Here is a 22,295-nt window from a genome sequence, read left to right on the forward strand (position 1 = left end):
TTCTCTTGACGCAATTGAGCTTTTTCGTGAACTCGGAAAAGCAATAGCTATCCCTTATATAGAACAAGAATGTATTTCAGCATGCAAACAAAAGGATTTAGACTGGCTCGAGAATTTAATTTTTACTTGTAATAGCTTAAATTATAGCAAGAATGATTTCAAACATAAAGATAGTTATGAATTCATGAAAAAAAGTGCTGAATCACTTTCATAGCAGTAAAGCTGTTTATAAAGTCAACTATCCACAAAGACCCAAGTAGGTTGTTTTTGAACTTTTAGGTCCTTTTTTATCTTACCTATGCTGCAACAAAAACAAAACCCAGCAAATCAAATGATTCATTGGGTGAGATGGTAAAGATTTATTGGTTAAATCCAAAGAGAATGTTTACTTTTTTTACATTTTGGTTGGTTTTACATAAAGAAGAAACATCCATCTGCAATAATTACTGAAGCAACTGGAAAAGATAGCGCACTAAGGACATCAACTAATGGATCTAATGCATGAGCCAGTGTTTCCATGGGCTGTATGACCAGCAAATTCAGTAGCAGTTACAGGAATAGCTACAGGACTAGCAGCAAATGTACGTTTAGCAATTAGTAATGGAATAGTAATGGATGTTCATATTCTCCTAATTACCTTACTAAATCACTTTTTTTACTATTCTTTTTGGATGCGTAGTATTTTTCTTCCTTGTAATTTCCACTCATAAAGTCATTATAGCGATAGTCTCCATTATAAACTCTCCTTTTAAGTAACCCCGATTCAAAATTGAATATAGTTGATTTCTAATAGTTACTTTTATAATTATAAGTTGACATCTTCTTCTATTTGTTAAGTTTCCATATTAACATTTAAAACACACTATATCCTTAGTATTTTTTACTTTATTTTCAATATAAAAAGCCCAATTAGGGCTTTTTATAAAAATTAACTATATTAATAGAATTTGAAGAATAATTTGGTTCCTTCACTAAGATTCATTCTCTTTTTTAGTCCACTTTTTAATAATTCCATGATATACACTTAGGAAAAAGTAGTAGATGCAAAGAATAATTGCTACTTCAGATGGAGTACTATGATAAGGTCTATCATCAAATATCCCATATAGTAAAAATACAGTAAAGAAGATAACAGGATAAACGATAAAAGAATAAACAAAATTCTTTATAAACATTAGAGCTGTCCAATTTCATTTCGGGGCTTAAGAGGTACGTTTTCAATTAGTAGAACTCCTTCTTGATATCCAAGTCAAAATAAGCGAGATAAAATTGATGGTTGTATTTGAAAAAAATAAAGGATAATTATAGGGATACTTTATCAATTGCAGCTATTACAACTTTGGTTCAATATGTTAAGGATGGAAATTATAAAAAGATAGCTAAAAGATTATTAAAAATGGGCGTTAACTAATAGTTTCTTCAGGATTTCATATCCTAATGCTAATTTATCACCACCTTTCAGGTTAATTACTTTGTCACTGAATAAAGTCGTAGAAATAACAATTTATACAACAACCAAAATTTGTTATAATTTACTCAAAAAGGACTAATCATGAACAATCAAATTTTTAATATTTTATTTACAAAAGCTGTACTTTCTGAATCGTTTATACTTATTTTTTTATCACATTATATATATTTTAGAGTATTCGTAAATTCACTAGTATTTCCATTGATATTTCTGTTAAGGAAGTTTGTAAGTGTATACTTACTGAAAAAAAATAAACAACTTGAACCATTCTATCAATTCTTATTTGTAAATATCGAAGTAGTCCTTTATGGAATGGGCTATAGTTCTCTATTGAAAATATCAGAAATAACAAAGTTAGAATCAGTGTTTAATAATCAAGAATTTTTTGCGTTTTTAGTACTTATCCCTCTTGTTTTAATTTTCTTTTACTACCTTTATAGTTTATTAATTTATATTATTAGACACTCAAACACAATTATGTCGATTGAATCGTCTACAAAACGAAGCTTAATTACTAAAAGTATCGCTTTAATACTTTCAGTTTTGCTTGTTTTATTAACAACAGATATAATTTTCGCCTTAATATATAGCATGTTTTATTCAGTTTATACAAGTAATTTAAGCATCCCTCTTTCTGATTACTTTTATTTATCATTTACAATTCACTTCACCCAACCGTTAATAGGAGAGAATAATATCTCCTATATAATTGAAGTGATAAACACAAATTTTTTTATACGAATAATTCACATAACACATGTTTTAATCACTAAAATAATCGATTTATCTGTAATTGGTTTGATTGGGAGTCACTTACTTAATCTAATTAATAAAAAAAACTAAATTATACCTGAATTATTCATCGCAATCTAAATTTTTGATAATTTCATGAGATTTATAATGGTAAGGTAAATTTGTATCCAAAAAATAGACTAATTAGAGAAGATTTGAAACAAGTCTCGCGAGAAAACCGATTTTTGGATAGAGTTATCCCTTGGTACAGGTTCGACTTTTTAAAAAGGGATAATTAGGTAAATTTCAGCTGCTACACTTGGTTCAGAACGTCCCAAAAGAAGCGTTCATAGACAAAGCTAGAGGACATTTTGAAATACAGTGAACGTCCGGATCTCACCAATTTACTCGCTACTTCAATCAAACGAGTGCGAATCGTCTGGATTTGAATGCCTTTGTAGGAAGATGGAAAACTCAGTGTACGCAACCAGTTGTAAGGTCAAATAGGCCCCACCTATTAATTTAGATGGAGCCTAAGTTATTATTTAGATATCTTTTTAAAAGAGATACAAGAAACGGGTAAAGTTGTTGACCAAGGAAGCACTATGCCTAAGGCATCTATATCTGTCAAATTCATATTGGGAAGCTGCTCAAATAGATAGCGAAGATAGTAATATGCATTAGTCCATTTGCGATTGCTGTCTCCACCATACTGTATATGACGGCACTGGCTCTAGCACCTTGCGGTGTATTACTGAATAGCCACGCCTTTCTTCCGATGACTACTGACTTGATCCACCGTTCACTTCGATTATTATCGATTTCTAATCGACCATCCTCCAAAAAGGCTACTAATTTATCCCATTGATTGAGACAGTATGTCACAGCCTTGCCAATTCCGCTTTTAGGCAATACCTTTTGTTCTTGGATTTTTAGCCATGATAAAAAAGCGTCTAATACTGGTTTACTTTGCTTTCGTTCAATAGAGAAAAGTTGGTTACAGAATTGTAGACCTTCGGTCGCAGTGACTGGTTTCATACTGTTCTCAGGCAACGTTTTCAATACGTCTGATAATGCTCTCCTCGCATGGGCTAAATAGCCTACAATGGTGACGTTCTCTACCTTATGATAACCAGCGAACCCATCAACTTGCAAATATTCCTTAAATCCATGAAGGAATTTCTTCGGGTTTTCACCGGTACGGGTTTCTTGATAATCATAGAGAACAATAGGTGGTCCTTCCATTCCTGTCCTATACAACCATAGATAGGAGTTAGAAGTGGCTGGACGTCCAGGTTCACGAAGTACCTGCAGGGTAATCTCATCCGCATGTATAATATCTAGCTTTAATAGGAGCTGATGCATTCGATCATATAATGGAGTCAACCATCGATCTGCTCCATAGATCATCCAGTTAGCCATTGTTTGGCGAGATAATGCTAATCCCATTCGATGAAATTGCTTCTCCTGGCGATATAAAGGGAGTCCTTCTACATATTTTTGACTCATGATATGTGACAAAATGGATGGAGAAGCTAAGCTACCTGATATTACTGGTTTCGGCATTGGCGCCGTTTGGATTGGAGTTTCCATCGCTTACTGTTCGCAATGTCGACAGGAATAAACATAGCGATCATGCTTCACTATTTTCAATTCAGCAGGGATATATTTTAATTCCTGACGGACTTCTGGGCTCATTTCATGTAAATTCCCACTGCAGCACGAACATACCTGCTCTTCTTCGGGTAAACTATATTCTATCGTTCCCACAGGCAAGTTTTCTACCATCAATGGACGGTGGCCACGTTTCTTACGACGGCTGTAGGTGTTGGTTTCTACTGTAGGTTCTGGTAATTCGCGGTTTGCTTCTTTTTCCACTTCATTAAAAAGAGCTAATACCAGTTGCCCAGTAAAGGTTCTTTCACTGGAAACACCAAAACGCTTAGATTGATAAAGGCGAAGCTGCTCTTTTAACCAATTAATCTTGGCTTCCGATTTAGATTTTTCCTTTTCTAACTTCGCCTCTAGTTCTGCGTTGTGCTTTTCAAGAAGTTGAACGCGCTCGAGAAGTTCTTCAATGTAGGTGTAGGAGATGAGTTTTTTCTTTTCTTATTCATATGTTCTAATATACGAAAAAACAGATAAATTGTCTCTATCTAATAGACGTATCGATTAGATGATGGTTCTAGCCAAGTCCATCCAATAACCAGCGTAATTGTTGTCAGGTTACTTTTAGAGCGGTTGTGTTTTGGTCATCAGATGGCCATTGGAATTGGCCACTTTCTAGACGGCGATAATAGAGCCAAAAACCATTTTTGTCCCAAAATAATATCTTCATTTTATCTCGCTTTCTATTACAAAATACAAATAGATTAGGAGAAAAAGGATCTAGCTCAAAAACTTCTTGAGCAAGTACAGCTAATCCATCAATCGATTTTCTCCTATCCGTACTTCCTTTTGCTAGAAAGACGTGATCAACAGTCAGTTCATTCAACATGTTCTTTCAGTACCTTTATCACTTCTGTGAGAAGTGTTGAATTAAAGCCTGAATTCACTTCTATGTAAACAGAGCCAACCTTAATCAGTAGCGATTCACATCGCACTGTTTTAGGTTCCTCTATGATTACTGGAACCCAAGAATTGTTTGTTTTCTCCGTACTTTGATCTTTAAGCCTTTTCTTCCAGTATCCAAATGGATGATAACTTATCCCATTTTCATCACACCATTTAGCTTGGGATTGACCACTCGCTTTGTAGTCAGAAATTCTCTGTTCCAATTCTTTTCGTAGTTCTAAATTATGGCTTCTGGTCATGAAAAAACCTCCTCCAATATATTTGAAGAGATTATCTCAAAATTTATTGTGTATGAACATGTGGGAAGGGTTTGACGCTTACTCATTAGCAATGAATTCTTCAACCAATTAAGGGAACCATTCACTATGGATGGCTCCCTTAACTTTTTATTAATACTGAAACACACATTAAAATAATAACTTTTCACTTTTTAGATAATCTTTAAACCAGTTTAAATAATATAGAACTGCTTCAAGGGCCTCTTCTAAATCATTGTGCGTTTTATTTTCAGGATTTATTCCATGAGCTAATGTATTTCTTACAGTTATCAAATCATTAATTTTTGATATACTCATCTGAATTCTTTGATCACCAGGAGCAGTTACTAAAAGAGATTTTTTTACAACTTCATGTTTAATATTTGTAAAATATCTATTTAGTATTTTAGTATTAATAACTTCAAAAATATATTCACTAGAAACACTTTCAATAACACTTAAAGAAGATTTTAATGAATATTTAAAAATCTCTTTAACCGCAATATCATATGTAGAACTTAACAAAATTAGTGAGTAAGAACTAAGTAAACTATAAAAATCTGTATTTCTTTCAAGAGGCGGGGTTTGTTTTAACGACTTTAAATTTGACAAGATTTTTTCAAAAGAAACATATGTTTCAACTTGTATAAAAGCTTCTAAGTTATTTAAAGATTGTTCATACCAACTATATTCCTGATCAATATTAATACTACCTTCATCTATATCCTCATCTTCTATTACTTGAACTATACTATCCAATCCATCAAGATTCATCTTGCAGCACCTTTTTTACTGTTTCGATTCTATAATTTATATTTGCGAATTTATTTGTATGCACAGTAATCGCTTCTAGAAACTTTTGATCTTGTAGGAGTGTTAAGTACTTTTTCAAATCAAATGATAGCTTTTCTAATTCTTTCGCATCAATAGCAGTCATTATTGCTTCAAAAATGGCAGTATGAAACCTTTTTCCCTTATAAAATGGTTCTATTTCATCTACATTTAAACTTATTTTATACTTTTCCATAAGTTCCTCTTTTGGTTTTCTAAAAAGGAAACCCAAAAAATTACCTTGATCTTTTAGCCAATTTAGTTTAATTAAAAACTCTTTAACTTCTCTATCAATTTGTTCATTTTCAATTTTAGACATTTTTAATAGAAATTTAGTTAATTCTTTTTTAAAAGAGATATCTGAGTCTAAGCTTTCATTTTTATACTTATCATTTAACATAAAATACCTTGTAATAATCTCTTGATCATGTAATCGGTTATCAATATCAATACGTTCTGCAGTTATTAAATCTATATTTTTATAAGCAGACTTCCAAATAGGGTTATCAACTACTTCTTTTACCTGTTCAGTGAAATAACTTGGATAAATCGCATTTCTAATTTCTTGTGCATTTAGTTGAACACTTCCAGTATTAATTCTTTCAAATAATCCATATAGTGCTATATTATTTTCTTCTTCTTCTGGTAATGTTCTAAACACTGAGGCTCTTATGTTAGTAGTTCTTACTTTCCTCTGATAATCTGGTTCTAAATCCTTGAACAAGCTACCTCTCCACTTAGGATTTATTTGTTCACTTTTTGAGATTCTTAACTCATTATTTAAAAATTCTTTTAAAGCACCTAACCTTTGCTGCCCATCAATGATCAATAATTGATGATTGCCTTTTTCTGAAAAAAACATTCCTGGTATTGGAAATCCCAATAGTATGGATTCTATAAAACGAGATTTTCTTTTTTTATCCCAAACTAATTCGCGTTGGAACTTTGGGGTAATAAGTTCTTCTTCCTTTAGCATTGTTACTAATTCACGGACGGAAAAGTCTACTCCTCTTGTTGTAACTTCTACTTCTTCCAAAAACTCAGGATCATTTTCTTCGTTTTCTATATTTGCCGCTTCTATACCATCCTGATAACCTAGTTTATTTATTTCTAATGTATTTTCAACCATTTACTAACTCCTCACCCAATCCCTTTAAATAAAATAGTGTTATTTTACTATTTATAATACCATTAATAAACAAAAATCGACAGATGAATTTATATTTTTTCTTACATTAAATGGAATATCAATCATTGATAATTTTATTAATAAAATTATTTTTTTAAACATCAATGCAACTTACAATAAAGGTTTTTAAACCAAAACTATACAGTGCATTCAAAACATTTAATAGCTAAGATTTTATTTATCTACTACTTGAATTTTTTTATCTATTTTTATGCACTTAATTGATAGTTCATTTTCTAAATCTGAACTTATTCCTATTACCTGAAATTCCTTTTTCATTGTGTAATTCTCTGTATTCATTGGAGCAACAATTAACTTTTCATTAATCTTGTCTATAATTAAATAATTTGTATCATTCTTATTGACAATGTAATAATCCTTTTTTATTTCAGCAGTTTTAACTACAACAATAGTTAATACAGGATATAAAAATAAAGAAACAAAATAGAACTATTACAATTCTTTGACTTGGTACATACTTAAAAACACTAAATAAGTTTTTGTAGTTGCCCCTTTCTTCTTCTCATAATTGCTTGTTCAATTTTATTTCTATATCCCTGTGTATCCCTATATCTTATTAAAGGAGTAATATAAGTCATTATAATAAAAAAGAATACTAAAGAATATGGCCAATCTACTGTCCAAAAAATATATGAAAATCAAAATGACTATATATTGATAGTTTTCTCTATTAAACAATTTTATGAAAGTGTTTTCAAACTCTTCTAGCATCTTATAAAACTGAACAATACTGATATATGCAACAATTGCAACAGCACCAAGAGTAATTATTGATATAAGTATTGTAATTATGTCAATTTGGCTAATAAATATAGAAGATTACTCCATAATAGCTTAAAAAACCCTTTTTATATGTATAAGCTATAAAATATCCCATAATTGTTACAAATCCAATTATTAAGCTAGTATCAGGCCAGTTAAATCTTTCTCTATCCTTACTTTCTTCCTTTTTCTCTTTAAAATTGAATTTATCTTTGGTATATCTATACCTCTTTATTTATCTTCTCTTTTTCACTATATCTCCCTCTCTCTTCTCTTCCTTATTTTAACAATTTTTTTAAAGAATAAACATATAAAAGCACTATAAAAAACAAATCAAAAAAAGACCTTTAAAGGGATTTGCCTAAAGGTCCTTGTTAAGATATCTGTCTGTTAGTGTGAATTCTAATTGCAATCCTTCTTTAACTTTTTTTATGTCCAAATATGTAACTGGACAATGCTTTGATATTTCTGCCCTATTTCCTTTTCTGTAAAATCCAAATATGCTTTCAGAGTTTCCTATGCATTATGATATCCTAATATCCTTGATAAAGTAGCAAAGTCTCTACCATTAAGTAGATAATACTTAGCAAAGCCATTTCTTAATTGATAGATTTATTCTTAAAGTCAATATGCTCAATCCAAAGTGCAAGACATTATTCCCCAATCCGCATACCAGTATCCAACAGTAATCTAGTTATTGGATAATCGAAAAGTGGTGATATTGTAATGGGATTGGACTGCTAATATATCTTCTCTTGATAATAACTTTTTTGTTTCCTCTGTTGCTTAATATTATGTACACCTTCAATAGGATTTTTATTTTTAATTTTCAACATTGAACAGATAGTAAAAAACTTTAATATACCTTACATAATTTGCAATTGTTGTATCACTTATTGACTTACTGTAATCAGTTCTATTTATTGGATGATTTGTCTCTCTGCTTTTTTCATTAGAAACTACAGTGTATTTTCCTCTTTCCTGCAAATGTTTTATGTAGTGTCTAATATGAGCAGTTTTCACCTTTTCAACATCATCAATATTAAACTGTTCTTTCAAATTATGCCCAAACAGTTTTAAACTCTGTTCATAACTTGCTAAGGTTTTTTTAGAGAGGTTTTACTTGAGCAGGTAAGCATAAAACTTTCTAACTGGAAATTAAAACCTGACATAAAAAATGAACACTCCTTTATTTAGCATGGATAAACTACCTAAAAGAATGTTCAGTATTTATTGCCTTGAATATCAGTTATTTAGTGGTTAGTTCAGTAGTTTATTGGTTATCTTTCTGAGTAGTTAACTGATTACATTCTGTGTTAAAAACCCTCTCCTACCAACAGCCCTAACCCTCTCAAGAAGCCTTATGTTCCAGCCTTAATTTATCTGCCACAATCGCGATAAATTCTGAGTTAGTCGGTTTTGCTTTAGACATGCTGACAGTGTAGCCGAATAAGGATGAGATGGAGTCGATGTTGCCTCTGCTCCATGCCACTTCAATGGCATGACGGATTGCCCGCTCGACTCGGCTTGCTGTTGTATTAAATTTCTTTGCGATATCTGGATACAATACTTTTGTAATGGATCCTAATAATTCGATATCATTATAAACCATGGAAATGGCTTCGCGTAAATAGAGGTATCCTTTAATATGGGCAGGAACTCCAATCTCGTGAATAATACTTGTAATGCTTGCGTCCAAATTCTTCGTTTTTGGTTCTTGTGTTTTGAAAGAAGAAGAAGATTTTCTGACAAATCCGGTTGTTTTGCCACTTACTTGGCGAATATGGCTTGCTAAATACTCCATATCAAACGGTTTTAAAATAAAATAAGAGGCACCTAATTCAACCGCTTTTTTTGTAACATCTTCTTGACCAAAGGCAGTTAACATAATCACGTTAGGCATAGGTTTATTCATTTGACGCATTCTTTCTAATACGGCTAAACCATCTAAATGAGGCATGATAATGTCTAGCACCATCACATCTGGTTCAAGCTGCTCCACTAGTTCTAAACACTCCTGGCCGTTATGCGCTACACCAATTACTTCCATGTCGTCCTGAGCATCTATATACTCTTCCAATAATCCTACCAGTTCACGATTGTCATCAACAATGCATACTTTTATTTTCTTCAACGATTGTTTCCTCCCTCAATCCAAATGTCTCTAATTTTATCTATATTTTTATTCTAAAGGACATTTTCGACAAAGCAACCAAAAATCCTTTGATTTTATAAAAAAAACTTAAAAAATAGGAAAAACCCTATTAATTCTCTCATTTTCTCACGTTTTCGACTGATTTCGATACATTTCATTTTTTTGTCGAAAAATCTTTATGGCTATATTATACACAACACTAGGCTATAGCAAAAGCAATCAAGTTACTTATCTTCCATATAGCCAAACACTTCTTTATTTGGAAGAAAAAATTATGACTTTTTTATGAATATTTTCTTGTTGGGATACAACTTTATACGGTATTATTAAAGTTGGACAAAAAAACGTCTAGTTTTTTTGTTTTTACCTTTATCTGCATAAAACAGATAAAGGTTGCACAAATTTATTAAGTATTTGTGTTTTCATTTTCCCAAAGTATAGAAAGGATTTTTTTATGGAGAACGTCACTAAGGAAAACAACACTTATAAAATACTATGGAAGCTAACGAGACCGCATACGTTAACAGCTTCTTTTGTACCAGTTTCCATTGGTACGGTATTATCTTTCCCTCATGCCTCAACAAACTGGGGTTTATTTTTTGCCATGATGTTTGCTTGTTTGATTATTCAAATCGCAACCAACTTATTTAATGAGTACTATGATTATGTAAGAGGAATTGATACTGCTGATTCAGTAGGAATAGGCGGAGCAATTGTTCATCATGGGATGAAGCCAAAATTAGTTTTAAATATGGCGATCAGCCTATATATACTTGCACTACTTTTAGGTATTTATATTTGTTCTAATACTTCTTGGTGGATTGCATTAGTCGGCTTACTCGGTATGGCGATTGGCTATTTATATACAGGAGGCCCGCTTCCAATAGCTTATACACCTTTTGGAGAAGTGTTTTCTGGCATATGTATGGGATGTATCTTCATCCTTATCTCTTTCTTTATCCAAACAGGTCACATTAGCCAAGAAAGCATCCTTATTTCTGTTCCAATCGCTATTCTTATTGGTGCGATTAATTTATCGAATAACATTAGAGATATTGAAGAGGATACATTAGGCGGCAGAAAAACGATTGCTATACTTATCGGCTTTAACAAAGCGGTTAACCTACTTGCGGCATTATTTATCTTATCCTACCTCTGGATTATTATTTTCGTTGCTCTCGGTTTCTTTAGTCCTTGGTTATTAATCGTACTGCTTAGTTTCAAAAAACCATTAGATGCCATTAAGGGCTTCAAAGGAGATCGAAGCCAAACACCGATTGCCATGAAAAACACTGGTTTAACAAACACCATGTTTGGATTGTTTATCACAGTTGGTTATTTGTTAGATTTTATCATGCAAAATATGTAGTAGTATAATGTCTCATGTAAAAGGATTGTCGATTCATCCTTTTACATGAGACATTTTAATTTTTATGAAGCTTTTTGCCCTTTTTCATATATATCGATTCCTGCCTCATTTAACATCCATTCAATGTGAACTCCATATCCGCTTGTCGGATCATTTACAAATACATGGGTTACAGCACCAATGACCTTACCATCTTGAATAATTGGACTTCCGCTCATTCCTTGAACGATACCGCCTGTTTTGCTTAATAATTCTTTATCTGTCACTTTGATGACTAGCCCTTTTGTTGCAGGATACTTTTGAGGTACAGAGCTTACTACTTCTATATCAAATAGCTTCACCTGATCATTATCCACAACCGTTAAAATTTGCGCTGGTCCTTCTTTCACTTGGTCTGATAACGTAATCGGCATCGGCTTATCCATTATTCCATTTTTAATTTGTTTATTTAATACACCAAATATTCCAAAAGGACTATTTGTTTTGATATCCCCGATTATTTCTTTATCTTCTGAAAATCTCGCTAATTTTTCACCAGGATTTCCGTTACTTCCTTTTTCAATACTTGTTACAGTAGATCTTAGTACTTCTCCATCATCCACAACGATTGGTTTTTTTGTATCCATATCTGAGATTACATGTCCTAAAGCTCCATATTTCATGGAATCTGGGTGATAGAAAGTCATTGTTCCAATCCCAGCTGCTGAATCCCTTATATAAAGCCCTAATTTAAATATGTTATCCCCTTTTTCCTTTAAGGGCATTAACTTTGTTTTAAACTCCTCTTTCTCTCTTTTTACAACCAACTCTAAAGGTTTGTTTCCTTCGCCTGCTTTTTGAACAAAAGGTGCTACATCTGCCATTTTTTCTATTTTCATTCCATTTATTTCGACTATCATATCGCCAACTTTTATCCCGGCCTTTTCACCAGGTGATTGCTTTCCTTCTTCTGTATTTACCTGATGGTGCCCTACCACCAGTACGCCAACAGTATTTAGTTTCACCCCAATGGACTGACCACCGGGAATTACTTTAAAGTCTTTAAGAACATTCACATCCACTTTTTTTATTGGAAAACCTGCAAGTTCAAGCATCATCTCATCTTTCCCACTAACTTTTCCTTGCAAAGAAAATTTCCCTTTTTCTTGACTTAATGCAACAACCGAATCTTCGTCTGCCACATTTGCTGTCACAGAAATCGCCTCACTATTGTTGATCTCCATTGATTGTCCTTCAAACAATGTAATGCTTTTTGGGATATGAAGATATTCTTGAAATGATTGATTACATACTAAAGATATTAATGAAACAAGGAGAATCCCACCAATTATTTTTCTAAGGATATCACTTTTCAATTCACTTCACTCTCCTCGCTTCTTTTCACCACTACTTCTCCGGCTACATTTATAAGTTTGCCTGTAACAGCATCATTTATAACTGTTAAAAATTTTAAATACCTACCCATAATGGATAATCCTTGCAATTAGTTTCCCACGCACCATTAAATAGACAACTCTTCATAAGAATAAAATAAACCTCTGCACATATACAGAGGTTTTACGTGTCTATATTTTATTCTTAGCTTTTTGCGCTAATTTTAACAGTTCTTTTGCATGTTTTTTTGTTAATTCCGTAATTTCCGCTCCTGAAATCATTCGTCCGATCTCTTTTACCTTATCTTGCTGCACTAATGGTGTGACAGACGTAGATGTGCGGCCATCCTCAATTTTTTTTGCGATAAATAAATGGGTATCTGCCATTGCTGCCACCTGCGGCAGATGGGAAATACAGAGCACTTGAGAATCAACCGACACATGGTGGATTTTTTCAGCGATTGCTTGTGCTACTCTTCCACTCACCCCAGTATCTACCTCATCAAATATGATGGATGTCACCCCTTGATGCTTAGAGAAAATGCTTTTTAAAGCAAGCATCATTCTGGAAAGCTCTCCACCGGACACAATTTTGGATAGTGGTTTTAACGGTTCTCCAGGATTTGTAGAAATGTAAAATTCCACTTCATCTATCCCTTTTTTCGTAACATTGTTCTCATCAGCATGAATTCTTACTTCAAAAACAGTCTTTTCCATGTAGAGTTCTTTTAATTCTTGATGAATACTATCTGTCAGACGAAGAGCTGCTCTCTTTCTTAAGGCAGTCAATTCCTTTGCTTCCACTAAAAGATCTTTTTTAAGAGAAGCTAACTCCTTTTCCAATAAATCGATATGGGTTTCTTTATTTTGTAATGTTTCTAATTCTTCCTCTATTTTTGCAGCATACTCTAGGATCTCTGCTACTGTTTTTCCATATTTGCGTTTTAAGGTATTGATTTCATTTAGTCTTGTTTCAATCTCATTTAACCTTTCGGGGTCATATTCTAGGTAATCTAAAGCACTTCTCATCTGTCTTGCAATATCCTCTAAAATATAATAGCTATTGGAGACAGACTCAGCCATATCCTTGTATTCAGTGTCTAAGCTTGCAGCTTCCTCCATATTCCCCATGACCTCACCAAGCCAATCCAGCCCTTTTTGTTCTCCCCTAAGAGCAGTATAGCCTGTTTGTATGCTATCATAAATTTTCTCGAAATTGCTTAATTTCTTCCTTTCTTCTAACAGCTCATCATCTTCATTAATTTTCAAATGAGCACTTTCAATTTCATTAAACTGAAATTGTAATAAATCAAGTCTTTGAGCCATTTGCTGTTCATTTTCTGTTAAATTCATTAGTTTCTTTTGAGTTTGAGTATAAGAGCGATAAATTTCTTCATATTCTTCTAAAACAGGAGCTAATTCTCCCATTGCAAAAGTATCCAGCAACTGTAAGTGCTTCGTTTCATCCATTAATTCTTGATGTTCATGCTGACCATGAATATCAATTAAAGTGGAACCTATTTCTCTTAATACAGCGATTGTGATAAGCTTGCCATTTATCCGGCAGACACTCTTACCAGATAAAGCTATATCTCTTCTTAATACAATAGCACCCTCATCTATATCGATACCAAACTCATTCATTTTTTGAAAACAAGGATGACCGTCTTCTATATAAAATAGCCCTTCTATTTCTGCTTTTTCTTCTCCATGGCGAACAAATTCCGCCGAACCGCGTCCTCCAACTAATAAATTGATCGCATCAATAATGATAGACTTTCCTGCACCTGTTTCACCAGTTAATACAGTCAGTCCCTTTTTAAATGATATGGATAGACTTTCAATGATTGCAAAATTTTTAATCGATAATTCACTTAGCAATTAATGTCCCCCCAAATTAAAGCATATCAAGAAAACGATCACTAATTTTCTTGCCATCATCTGCAGTGCGACAAATAATTAGACAAGTATCATCTCCACAAATCGTTCCTAATATTTCATCCCAATCAAGATTATCAATTAATGCTCCGATCGCTTGTGCATTCCCTGGCAGTGATTTTAGGACAAGCAAATTTTCAGCTGAATCGATTTTCACAAAGGAATCCATTAACATTCTTTTTAATTTTTGTAATGGATTAAAGCGCTGATCAGCTGGTAAGCTATATTTATATCTGCCATCCTGAAGTGGCACTTTCACTAAATGCAGCTCTTTAATATCTCTTGATACAGTAGCTTGTGTTACATTATATCCAGCACTTTTCAGTTCATCTACTAATTCGTCTTGTGTTTCGATATCATTATTCGTAATGATTTCTCTTATTTTTATATGCCTCTGGCCCTTATTCATATATTCCATCCTTTATCATTGGTTATCATTTTTATTCCATATGTATCACTTTTTATTAAAAGTATTTGTTCCTTATCATACGTTCATTCGATTTTTTTAGACAATCTTCCTTTTATCTATTTTACCGTGTTTGTTCGTCTTTTTACAAGAACAAAGAAAACAAATTACATCTCCGCTCTATCTTTATTCATGATAGACAAACCAAAAAGGGTCAGCCTGCATGGAGAACCTTTCTATTAGCATCCCACGTTACTAATAGTTCTCTTGCTGCAGTCAAACCCTTTTACATAGCTTATTCTTCCGTTTCTTTTTTTGCTTTCAATTCGGAATGTGCCGCTTCTACCGTCTCTTTTATTTGAAAATAATGCGTTTTTTCCTCTGCACGCTCATCCCAATAGAGGTGGAGTAAAAATTCAATATTTCCATCTCCGCCTGTAATTGGTGAAAATGATAGGTTTTTAACAATATATCCTTCTTCTATAGAAAAAGCTATAATTTTCTCTAAAACGGACTCATGGACTTTACGGTCTCTGACAATCCCTTTTTTCCCAACTTGTTCTCTTCCAGCTTCAAATTGCGGCTTCACTAAAGCAATAACATCACTGCCAGATACTAATAGTGTCTTTAAAACTGGTAAAATTAGCTTTAGCGAAATAAAAGAAACATCAATTGAAGCAATATTCGGCATCTCACCTTTTAAATCGACAGGAGTTACATAACGAAAGTTGGTTCTTTCCATGACAATCACACGTTCATCTTGTCTAAGCTTCCACGCTAATTGATTATAGCCTACATCTAATGCATAAGATTGTTTTGCACCATTTTGCAGGGCACAATCCGTAAATCCTCCTGTCGAGGAGCCAATATCAAGTAAGACTTTATCTTTCATATCGACATCAAATATTTTAAGTGCCTTTTCAAGCTTTAAGCCACCTCTTGACACATATTGAAGTGTCTTTCCTTTAACAGATAACTTAGAATCTGTATTTATTTTTTCACCGGGTTTATCTAGTCTATTCTCTTCACAGTAGACAATCCCAGCCATTACAGCTCTTTTTGCCTTTTCCCTTGTTTCGAATAAACCTTGCTCAACTAATAATACATCAATTCTTTCTTTCTTCATGAATGCTCTAAGCCCTCTTTTGTTTTTTTCTAGCAATGGCTGATATTCTTTTTACAACTTCCTCTTTTGTTAAATTTATTTCTTCTAATAATGAATTTACATCTCCATGTTCAATAAATTCATCTGGAATTCCCATGCGATCTATTACATTTGCTCCAAAACCATGGTCATGGGCATATTCGATACAATAACTTCCAAATCCGCCTTGCAGTACTGCTTCTTCAATCGTTAAAATTGGTATTTGCTTTTTCAATAAGTCAGAAAGCATTTTCTCGTCTAACGGCTTAATGAATCTCGCATTTACCACTTTAACATGAATCCCTTGTAATTCAAGCTGGCTGGCTGCTTCCATTGCCATTTCAATCGTTGTTCCAAATGTAAGAATTGCAGCATCAGAACCTTCTCTTAATACTTCCCATGTACCAATTGGAATCGTCTTTAATGTAGAATCAAGCTCCACACCAATCCCATTTCCCCGCGGAAATCTCATCGCAATTGGGCCATCATTGTACTGGATAGCCGTATTTACCATGTGCTGCCCTTCATTTTCATCCTTTGGCATCATTAAAACCAAGTTTGGCATATGACGTAAAAACGCAATATCATAAATACCTTGATGGGTTTCTCCATCTGCTCCTACTAAGCCGGCACGATCGATGCCAATAAAGACATTTAATTTCTGGCGGCAAACATCATGAAGCATTTGATCATATGCTCTTTGTAAAAATGTCGAATAAATGGCTAAAAACGGCTTCATTTTTTGTGTGGCAAGTCCAGCTGCTAATGTTACAGCATGCTGTTCCGCTATCCCGACATCAAGCATTCGACTAGGAAATTCTTTTGCAAATGATTCCAATTTTGAACCAACTGGCATGGCAGGAGTAACGGCAACGATTCGCTCGTCTTTTCTTGCCAATTTTAACACTGTATCACTCACTAGTTTACTCCATGCAGGTGCAGTGATAGCAGGTTTTACAAAATCTCCTGTCTCAATCTTATAAGGACCTGTTCCATGCCATGTACCGATTTTATCCTTTTCAGCTGGAGAAAATCCTTTGCCTTTTTTCGTAATGACATGCAGTAAAACTGGGCCAGATGTTTTCTTTGCATAGTTTAGCTGTTCAAATAAGTCGTTATAATCATGACCATCTACTGGACCTAAATACGTAAAACCTAACTCTTCGAAAAAAACACCGGAAACTAACAAATATTTAAGACTATCTTTAATTCTTTCAGCAGTTGCAGCCATCTTGCCACCTACGGCAGGAATTTTCTTTAAGAGCATTTCTAGTTCATCTTTTACCCATTGATACTTCCCAGCAGTTCTTAATCTGCCTAATACTTGGTGAAGAGCACCAACATTTGGAGCAATCGACATTTCATTATCATTCAAGATAACAATCATGTTTTTCTTTTCATCGCCAATATGATTTAGTGCCTCGAGAGCCATACCCCCTGTTAAAGCTCCATCCCCAATAATAGGAATGATGTAGGAATCTTCCTTTTTTAAATCTCTTGCAACAGCCATACCCATTGCAGCAGATAAGGAAGTAGAGCTATGACCTGTTTCCCATACGTCGTGCTCACTTTCATTCATTTTTGGAAAACCACTTAAGCCTTTGTATTGTCTAAGCGTATCGAAATCCTTAGCACGGCCAGTTAATATTTTATGAACATAAGATTGGTGACCTACATCCCAAAGAAATTTATCCTTTGGGCTATCAAAACATTTATGAAGAGCAATGGTTAATTCCACCACTCCTAAGTTCGGACCAATATGACCGCCAGTTTGAGAAAGTCTATTAATTAAAAAGTGACGGATATCTTCACTAAGGATATTCAGTTCCTCGTTCGATAATCCTTTTAAAAATGCTGGATTTTCTATTGACATTAAATCCATTTGTAACAACTCACTTTCATTCAGTATATAACCAATAAAGCGATGAAAACCACTGATTAATTGGTATATCTTCCTTCCGTTTAACCATTTCTTTTTGTCAAGATTGTATTATTTATTAGAATACCTTATTTTTATCAAAAAACCTAATTTATTCGTATTATTAAATATGTATTATACCATTCCTTCACTGATAATAGTAGTAATTCTACATAGTTAGCACACAGAAGACTTTCCGTGCTTAAAAGAAGGATGCCTCAAAGCGGAGCATCACTAGCGCATTTTACAAATTTATCTTTTGAAAAAGCTCTAGTGATGTCAAATATTGAGACACCCTGATATGTGTTATTCGTTATTCTAAATTTCCCTTATATATATTTCGCTTAGTTTTATTATATACCATCTATAAAAAGCTTTTAAACCGTTTAAAGAGGATATTTTAATTATTTCTATAGGCAATTAAATCTGTAATTTCTTCTAATAGAAAGCGATCAAAATTTAAACCGGCTAGAAGACCTTTAGCCTGTTTAATATGCAAATCCAATTCTCTTTTTGCTCCATCCATAGTTAATATTTTCGGATAGGTGCTTTTGTGGTTATCCATATCGCTGCCAATTGGCTTTCCAATCACTTCTTCATCCCCTTCTAAATCGAGAATGTCATCTCTAATTTGGAAGGCTAAGCCTAGATGATAAGCAAAACGTTTTAATGTTTCTAACTCCGCGTCAGCAGCATCTGCTAATATTGCGCCAATTAAAATACTTACTTCTATTAGCTTTCCTGTTTTATGTAGATGTATATGTTCAAGATCTTTTTGATTTAACGTCTTGCTTTCCCCTTCAATATCGGCAATTTGTCCACCTACCATCCCTTCTGCTCCAGCTGCTTTTGCTAAAAAGCCAATACTAGTAAGAATCTTTTCAGATGGAATATTTTGTTTTGTCATATATGTCATCATTTGAAAACTATATGTAAGAAGTGCATCTCCTGCTAGAATAGCTGTCGCTTCTCCGTAAACTTTATGATTCGTCGGTAAGCCTCTTCGCAGGTCATCATCATCCATACTTGGTAAATCATCATGAATCAAAGAATACGTATGAATCATTTCAATGGCAGCTGCTGGAAGCAAACCTTCAAGTGGATCTTTTCCAAATGCTTGCAGGGTAGCAAATAAAAGCAGCGGCCGGATTCTCTTCCCCCCTGCATTTAGGGAATAGAGCATAGAATCTTTTAAACTGGAAGGAGCATTAAGCTTTTCGACATTTTTCTTTAGTTCTTTTTCCAGTACTTCTTTATAGTTTTTTGTAAATGCTGACAAAGAAATTTTATTCAAGTGTTATTCCTCCTCAGCGATGGAAAAAGGTTGTTTTTTGCCGTTTTCTAGCACTACTTCTGCTAATTGTTCTTCGACACTTTTTAATTTTTCATGACAGTATTTAGAAAGCTCCATTCCTTTTTTATACGTGTTGATAGCCTCTTCTAATGGAACATCTCCTTCTTCTAGTTTTTCAACGATTCGTTCTAATTCTTCCATAGCTTCTTCAAAGGTTGGCTTATTTTCTCGATTAGTTGCCATGTCTATCTCTCCTTTATCTCCATAATTTCTGCCTCTACCGTACCATCAGCCAAGTTTAATTCAATATGCTCCTTAGGCTTAACTTGCTTTATACTAGCTATTAATTTCCCATTTTGATCATATGCTACATTGTAGCCTCTTTCCATTATTTTCAACGGACTTAATGCATCCATCTTTCCTATTGTCGAAAGAAAAGACTGCTTTTTTGCTTGAAGAATAAGCTCCGTATTACGAATCATGTTTTTTTGTAAATTAGCCAAATCTTGTTGGGCCTTCATCACATATTGATGCGGGTGATTCCTTACTAGCTGCTTTTTTATTAATTGATGCTGATTATTCTTTTGCTCAAAAACTCTTTGAACATTACGTATTAATAATTCTGTCTGTTTGTCTAATTGCTCCATTTTTTGATCGTATAAAACTTTAGGATAACGAAAAGCATAGGAACGTTTAATTCTATTTAAACGTAACTTTTGCAATTCTACTTTTTCTTTTATCCCTCTTATTAAACGGCTTTGTCTAGACAAAATCCTTTCCACCAGCTCATCGATATGAGGAACAGCGAGCTCTGCTGCACCAGTTGGTGTCGGTGCCCGCATATCTGCAACAAAATCTGCAATGGTAAAGTCTGTCTCATGACCGACAGCAGAAATAATGGGAATTCTGGAAGTGTAAATGGCTCTAGCAACGATTTCTTCGTTAAAAGCCCATAATTCTTCAATGGAACCGCCACCCCTGCCTACTATGAGGACATCAATTGCAGGAGACTCCTGTTCATTCGCCTGTTGAATCGCCTTTACAATAGAAGGAGCCGCTGTTTCACCTTGTACAAACGCGGGGTAAATCTGGATGTTAGCAATCGGATAGCGTCTTTTAATGGTTGTAATAATGTCTCTAATTGCAGCGCCAGTCGGTGAGGTAATAACACCAATTGTTTTCGGATATTTAGGAATTGTCTGTTTATGGTCTGCAAGAAACAATCCTTCTTGTTCCAATTTAGCTTTCAACTGCTCATAAGCTAGATAGAGCTGACCAATTCCATCTGGCTGCATATCAACCACATACATTTGATATTGACCGCTTGATTCGTATACGGTAATACTTGCTTTAATCAGCACCTTCATCCCATTTTCAGGCGTAAACTTCATTTGCTGATTATTCCGGGCAAACATAACTGCTAAAATTCTGGCTTTTTCATCTTTTAAGGTGAAATACATATGCCCACTTGAATGCTGCTTAAAATTGGATATTTCCCCTTTTACCATGACTTGCTGTAAATGAGGATCTGCATCAAATTTTCTTTTTATGTATTTCGTCAAAGCATGTACTGTTAAATACCGTGATTCCATTTATAAAAACTCCTTATACAGGATGGAAAAAGGGGTGTAGTATCATACACCACATCCCTTAATCATTCATGTTTATAGGTTATAGAAGGAAACAATTTAGGATGATAACAAATCTTATTTGCCGATATTGCATAAAAGATTTACATTGTCCACTAATCAGCTTTTTTCATCAAACCAACGTTTCTCTTAATATTACTGATTTTCTTTTATCTTAGATAATAATCCATTAACAAATCTACCAGATTGATCATCACCATAAAGTTTGGCAATCTCCACTGCTTCATCAATCGCAACATTTACAGGTACATCATCTGCTTGTCCATAAATCATTTCATATGTGGCTAGACGTAGAATGTTTCGGTCTACATTTGCAATTCTTTCTAGCGTCCAATTTTCTAAATATTGCTTTATGGTTTCATCAATAGAAACTTGATTATTTAATACCCCATCCACTAATTTTGTAAGGTAGGGATCAGATTTTTCTCCTTCTAATACATGCTCTATTGCTGTTTCTTTGTCTATATCACTAATATCAATTTGAAATAGTGCCTGTAAGGCCTTTTCTCTGGCAGTTCTTCTCTTCATTATTTAAGCTCCTTTAAAATCCTTCCATAGGTTTAAGACAACCTATTTATCTATGCTACATGAATAATAGCATAAATAAAAACAAAACTCTATCTTACGAGAAAAAAACCTATAATTAGTTTACTATTCTGGTCATTCTCACAAAAACAAAGGCTGTCCATAGAAAAAACTTATAGAAACTAAGAGGAAGACCTATTAGTTTCTATTTTATTCTTTCCTGTTCAGCCTTTGTTATTTAAAGTAATTCTATGCTAATTTTTAGGGAGTATTATTCCTTACATTTCTTGCTGTAATTCAGGTTCTTGTTTTGCTGTTTCGAACTGAACACCAACAATATGAATATTTACTTCCTCTGTTTCCAACCCAGTCATATTGATTAATGTTTGACGAATATTATCTTGAATCTGCTGAGCAACATGCGGAATAGATACACCAAAATTCATTACGCAAAATACTTCTACTTTTATTCCTTCTTCACTGAGGTCGACTTTTATCCCTTTGTTATGGAGCTTTTTTCCGAACTTTTCCACAACGCCAGTTGCAAAATTGCTTCTCATTTGAGCTACACCTTCTACTTCAGAAGCAGCAATACTTGCGATAACCTCAATTACTTCAGGAGCAATTTCTACTTTTCCTAGACCAGTATACTCTTGGTTCATTTCTAAACTTGTTGTTTCGCTCATT

The 22,295-nt window shown here is 33.7% G+C and carries 17 protein-coding genes and 2 pseudogenes; 1 reads left to right on the top strand and 18 read right to left on the bottom strand.

The window, feature by feature from the left end; all coding sequences use genetic code 11:
- Window positions 1-2,516: 2,516 nt before the first annotated feature.
- The 8 genes and pseudogenes from BCI01S_RS24720 to spo0A all read right to left on the bottom strand — a co-directional run.
- Window positions 2,517-2,696, bottom strand: a pseudogene (locus BCI01S_RS24720) (transposase); the annotation flags it as partial.
- A 48-nt stretch (window positions 2,697-2,744) separates the two neighbouring features.
- A pseudogene (gene tnpC, locus BCI01S_RS09690) lies at window positions 2,745-4,282 on the bottom strand (IS66 family transposase).
- Window positions 4,283-4,424: 142 nt separating this feature from the next.
- On the bottom strand, window positions 4,425-4,700 hold the full coding sequence (tnpB, locus tag BCI01S_RS09695) for an IS66 family insertion sequence element accessory protein TnpB (protein ID WP_082810040.1): 276 nt from the start codon (window positions 4,698-4,700) through the stop codon (window positions 4,425-4,427).
- A complete protein-coding gene (tnpA, locus tag BCI01S_RS09700; protein ID WP_061798441.1) occupies window positions 4,690-5,016 on the bottom strand; it encodes an IS66 family insertion sequence element accessory protein TnpA in 327 nt (108 codons plus the stop codon). The genes tnpB and tnpA overlap by 11 nt, the downstream gene beginning before the upstream one ends.
- Window positions 5,017-5,184: 168 nt before the next feature.
- Window positions 5,185-5,808, bottom strand: a complete 624-nt coding sequence (locus tag BCI01S_RS09705; protein WP_061798442.1) for a HEPN domain-containing protein — start codon at window positions 5,806-5,808, stop codon at window positions 5,185-5,187.
- The gene (locus tag BCI01S_RS09710; protein ID WP_061798444.1) at window positions 5,798-6,994 is read right to left on the bottom strand and encodes a DUF262 domain-containing protein; all 1,197 of its coding nucleotides are present in this window, start codon (window positions 6,992-6,994) and stop codon (window positions 5,798-5,800) included. The genes BCI01S_RS09705 and BCI01S_RS09710 overlap by 11 nt, the downstream gene beginning before the upstream one ends.
- Before the next feature lie 1,665 nt (window positions 6,995-8,659).
- On the bottom strand, window positions 8,660-8,896 hold the full coding sequence (locus tag BCI01S_RS26345) for a hypothetical protein (protein WP_309325049.1): 237 nt from the start codon (window positions 8,894-8,896) through the stop codon (window positions 8,660-8,662).
- Window positions 8,897-9,188: 292 nt separating this feature from the next.
- On the bottom strand, window positions 9,189-9,971 hold the full coding sequence (gene spo0A / locus BCI01S_RS09715) for a sporulation transcription factor Spo0A (protein WP_047941117.1): 783 nt from the start codon (window positions 9,969-9,971) through the stop codon (window positions 9,189-9,191).
- Window positions 9,972-10,446: 475 nt separating this feature from the next.
- Between spo0A and BCI01S_RS09720 the strand changes: the two genes are divergently transcribed.
- Entirely contained in the window at window positions 10,447-11,361 is a 915-nt protein-coding gene (locus BCI01S_RS09720; RefSeq protein WP_047941118.1) for a 1,4-dihydroxy-2-naphthoate polyprenyltransferase, read from the top strand.
- Between the two features lie 62 nt (window positions 11,362-11,423).
- Here the strand turns inward: BCI01S_RS09720 and spoIVB are convergent, their stop codons facing one another.
- The 10 genes from spoIVB to BCI01S_RS09770 all read right to left on the bottom strand — a co-directional run bounded on the left by spoIVB (window position 11,424) and on the right by BCI01S_RS09770 (window position 22,294).
- On the bottom strand, window positions 11,424-12,716 hold the full coding sequence (spoIVB, locus tag BCI01S_RS09725; protein WP_047941119.1) for a SpoIVB peptidase: 1,293 nt from the start codon (window positions 12,714-12,716) through the stop codon (window positions 11,424-11,426).
- 210 nt (window positions 12,717-12,926) lie between these two features.
- Window positions 12,927-14,615 (bottom strand): DNA repair protein RecN, encoded by a 1,689-nt coding sequence (recN, locus tag BCI01S_RS09730; protein WP_061798446.1) that lies wholly within the window; start codon window positions 14,613-14,615, stop codon window positions 12,927-12,929.
- 16 nt (window positions 14,616-14,631) lie between these two features.
- On the bottom strand, window positions 14,632-15,081 hold the full coding sequence (ahrC, locus tag BCI01S_RS09735) for a transcriptional regulator AhrC/ArgR (protein ID WP_047941121.1): 450 nt from the start codon (window positions 15,079-15,081) through the stop codon (window positions 14,632-14,634).
- A 292-nt stretch (window positions 15,082-15,373) separates the two neighbouring features.
- Window positions 15,374-16,204, bottom strand: a complete 831-nt coding sequence (locus BCI01S_RS09740) for a TlyA family RNA methyltransferase (protein WP_047941122.1) — start codon at window positions 16,202-16,204, stop codon at window positions 15,374-15,376.
- A 7-nt stretch (window positions 16,205-16,211) separates the two neighbouring features.
- A complete protein-coding gene (dxs, locus tag BCI01S_RS09745; protein ID WP_047941356.1) occupies window positions 16,212-18,104 on the bottom strand; it encodes a 1-deoxy-D-xylulose-5-phosphate synthase in 1,893 nt (630 codons plus the stop codon).
- Between the two features lie 436 nt (window positions 18,105-18,540).
- Window positions 18,541-19,434 carry a polyprenyl synthetase family protein gene (locus BCI01S_RS09750; RefSeq protein ID WP_061798448.1) on the bottom strand — a complete coding sequence of 298 codons (894 nt, stop codon included), beginning with the start codon at window positions 19,432-19,434 and terminating at the stop codon, window positions 18,541-18,543.
- Window positions 19,435-19,437: 3 nt separating this feature from the next.
- On the bottom strand, window positions 19,438-19,677 hold the full coding sequence (locus BCI01S_RS09755) for an exodeoxyribonuclease VII small subunit (protein ID WP_061798450.1): 240 nt from the start codon (window positions 19,675-19,677) through the stop codon (window positions 19,438-19,440).
- A 2-nt stretch (window positions 19,678-19,679) separates the two neighbouring features.
- Entirely contained in the window at window positions 19,680-21,026 is a 1,347-nt protein-coding gene (gene xseA, locus BCI01S_RS09760) for an exodeoxyribonuclease VII large subunit (protein WP_061798452.1), read from the bottom strand.
- Window positions 21,027-21,218: 192 nt separating this feature from the next.
- Window positions 21,219-21,611, bottom strand: coding sequence for a transcription antitermination factor NusB (gene nusB / locus BCI01S_RS09765; protein WP_047941126.1), 393 nt, complete (start codon window positions 21,609-21,611; stop codon window positions 21,219-21,221).
- Between the two features lie 275 nt (window positions 21,612-21,886).
- Window positions 21,887-22,294 carry an Asp23/Gls24 family envelope stress response protein gene (locus tag BCI01S_RS09770; protein ID WP_047941127.1) on the bottom strand — a complete coding sequence of 136 codons (408 nt, stop codon included), beginning with the start codon at window positions 22,292-22,294 and terminating at the stop codon, window positions 21,887-21,889.
- Between the last annotated feature and the right edge of the window lies 1 nt (window position 22,295).

The sequence above is a fragment of the Niallia circulans NBRC 13626 genome (assembly GCF_001591585.1).
GTDB lineage: Bacteria > Bacillota > Bacilli > Bacillales > Cytobacillaceae > Niallia > Niallia circulans.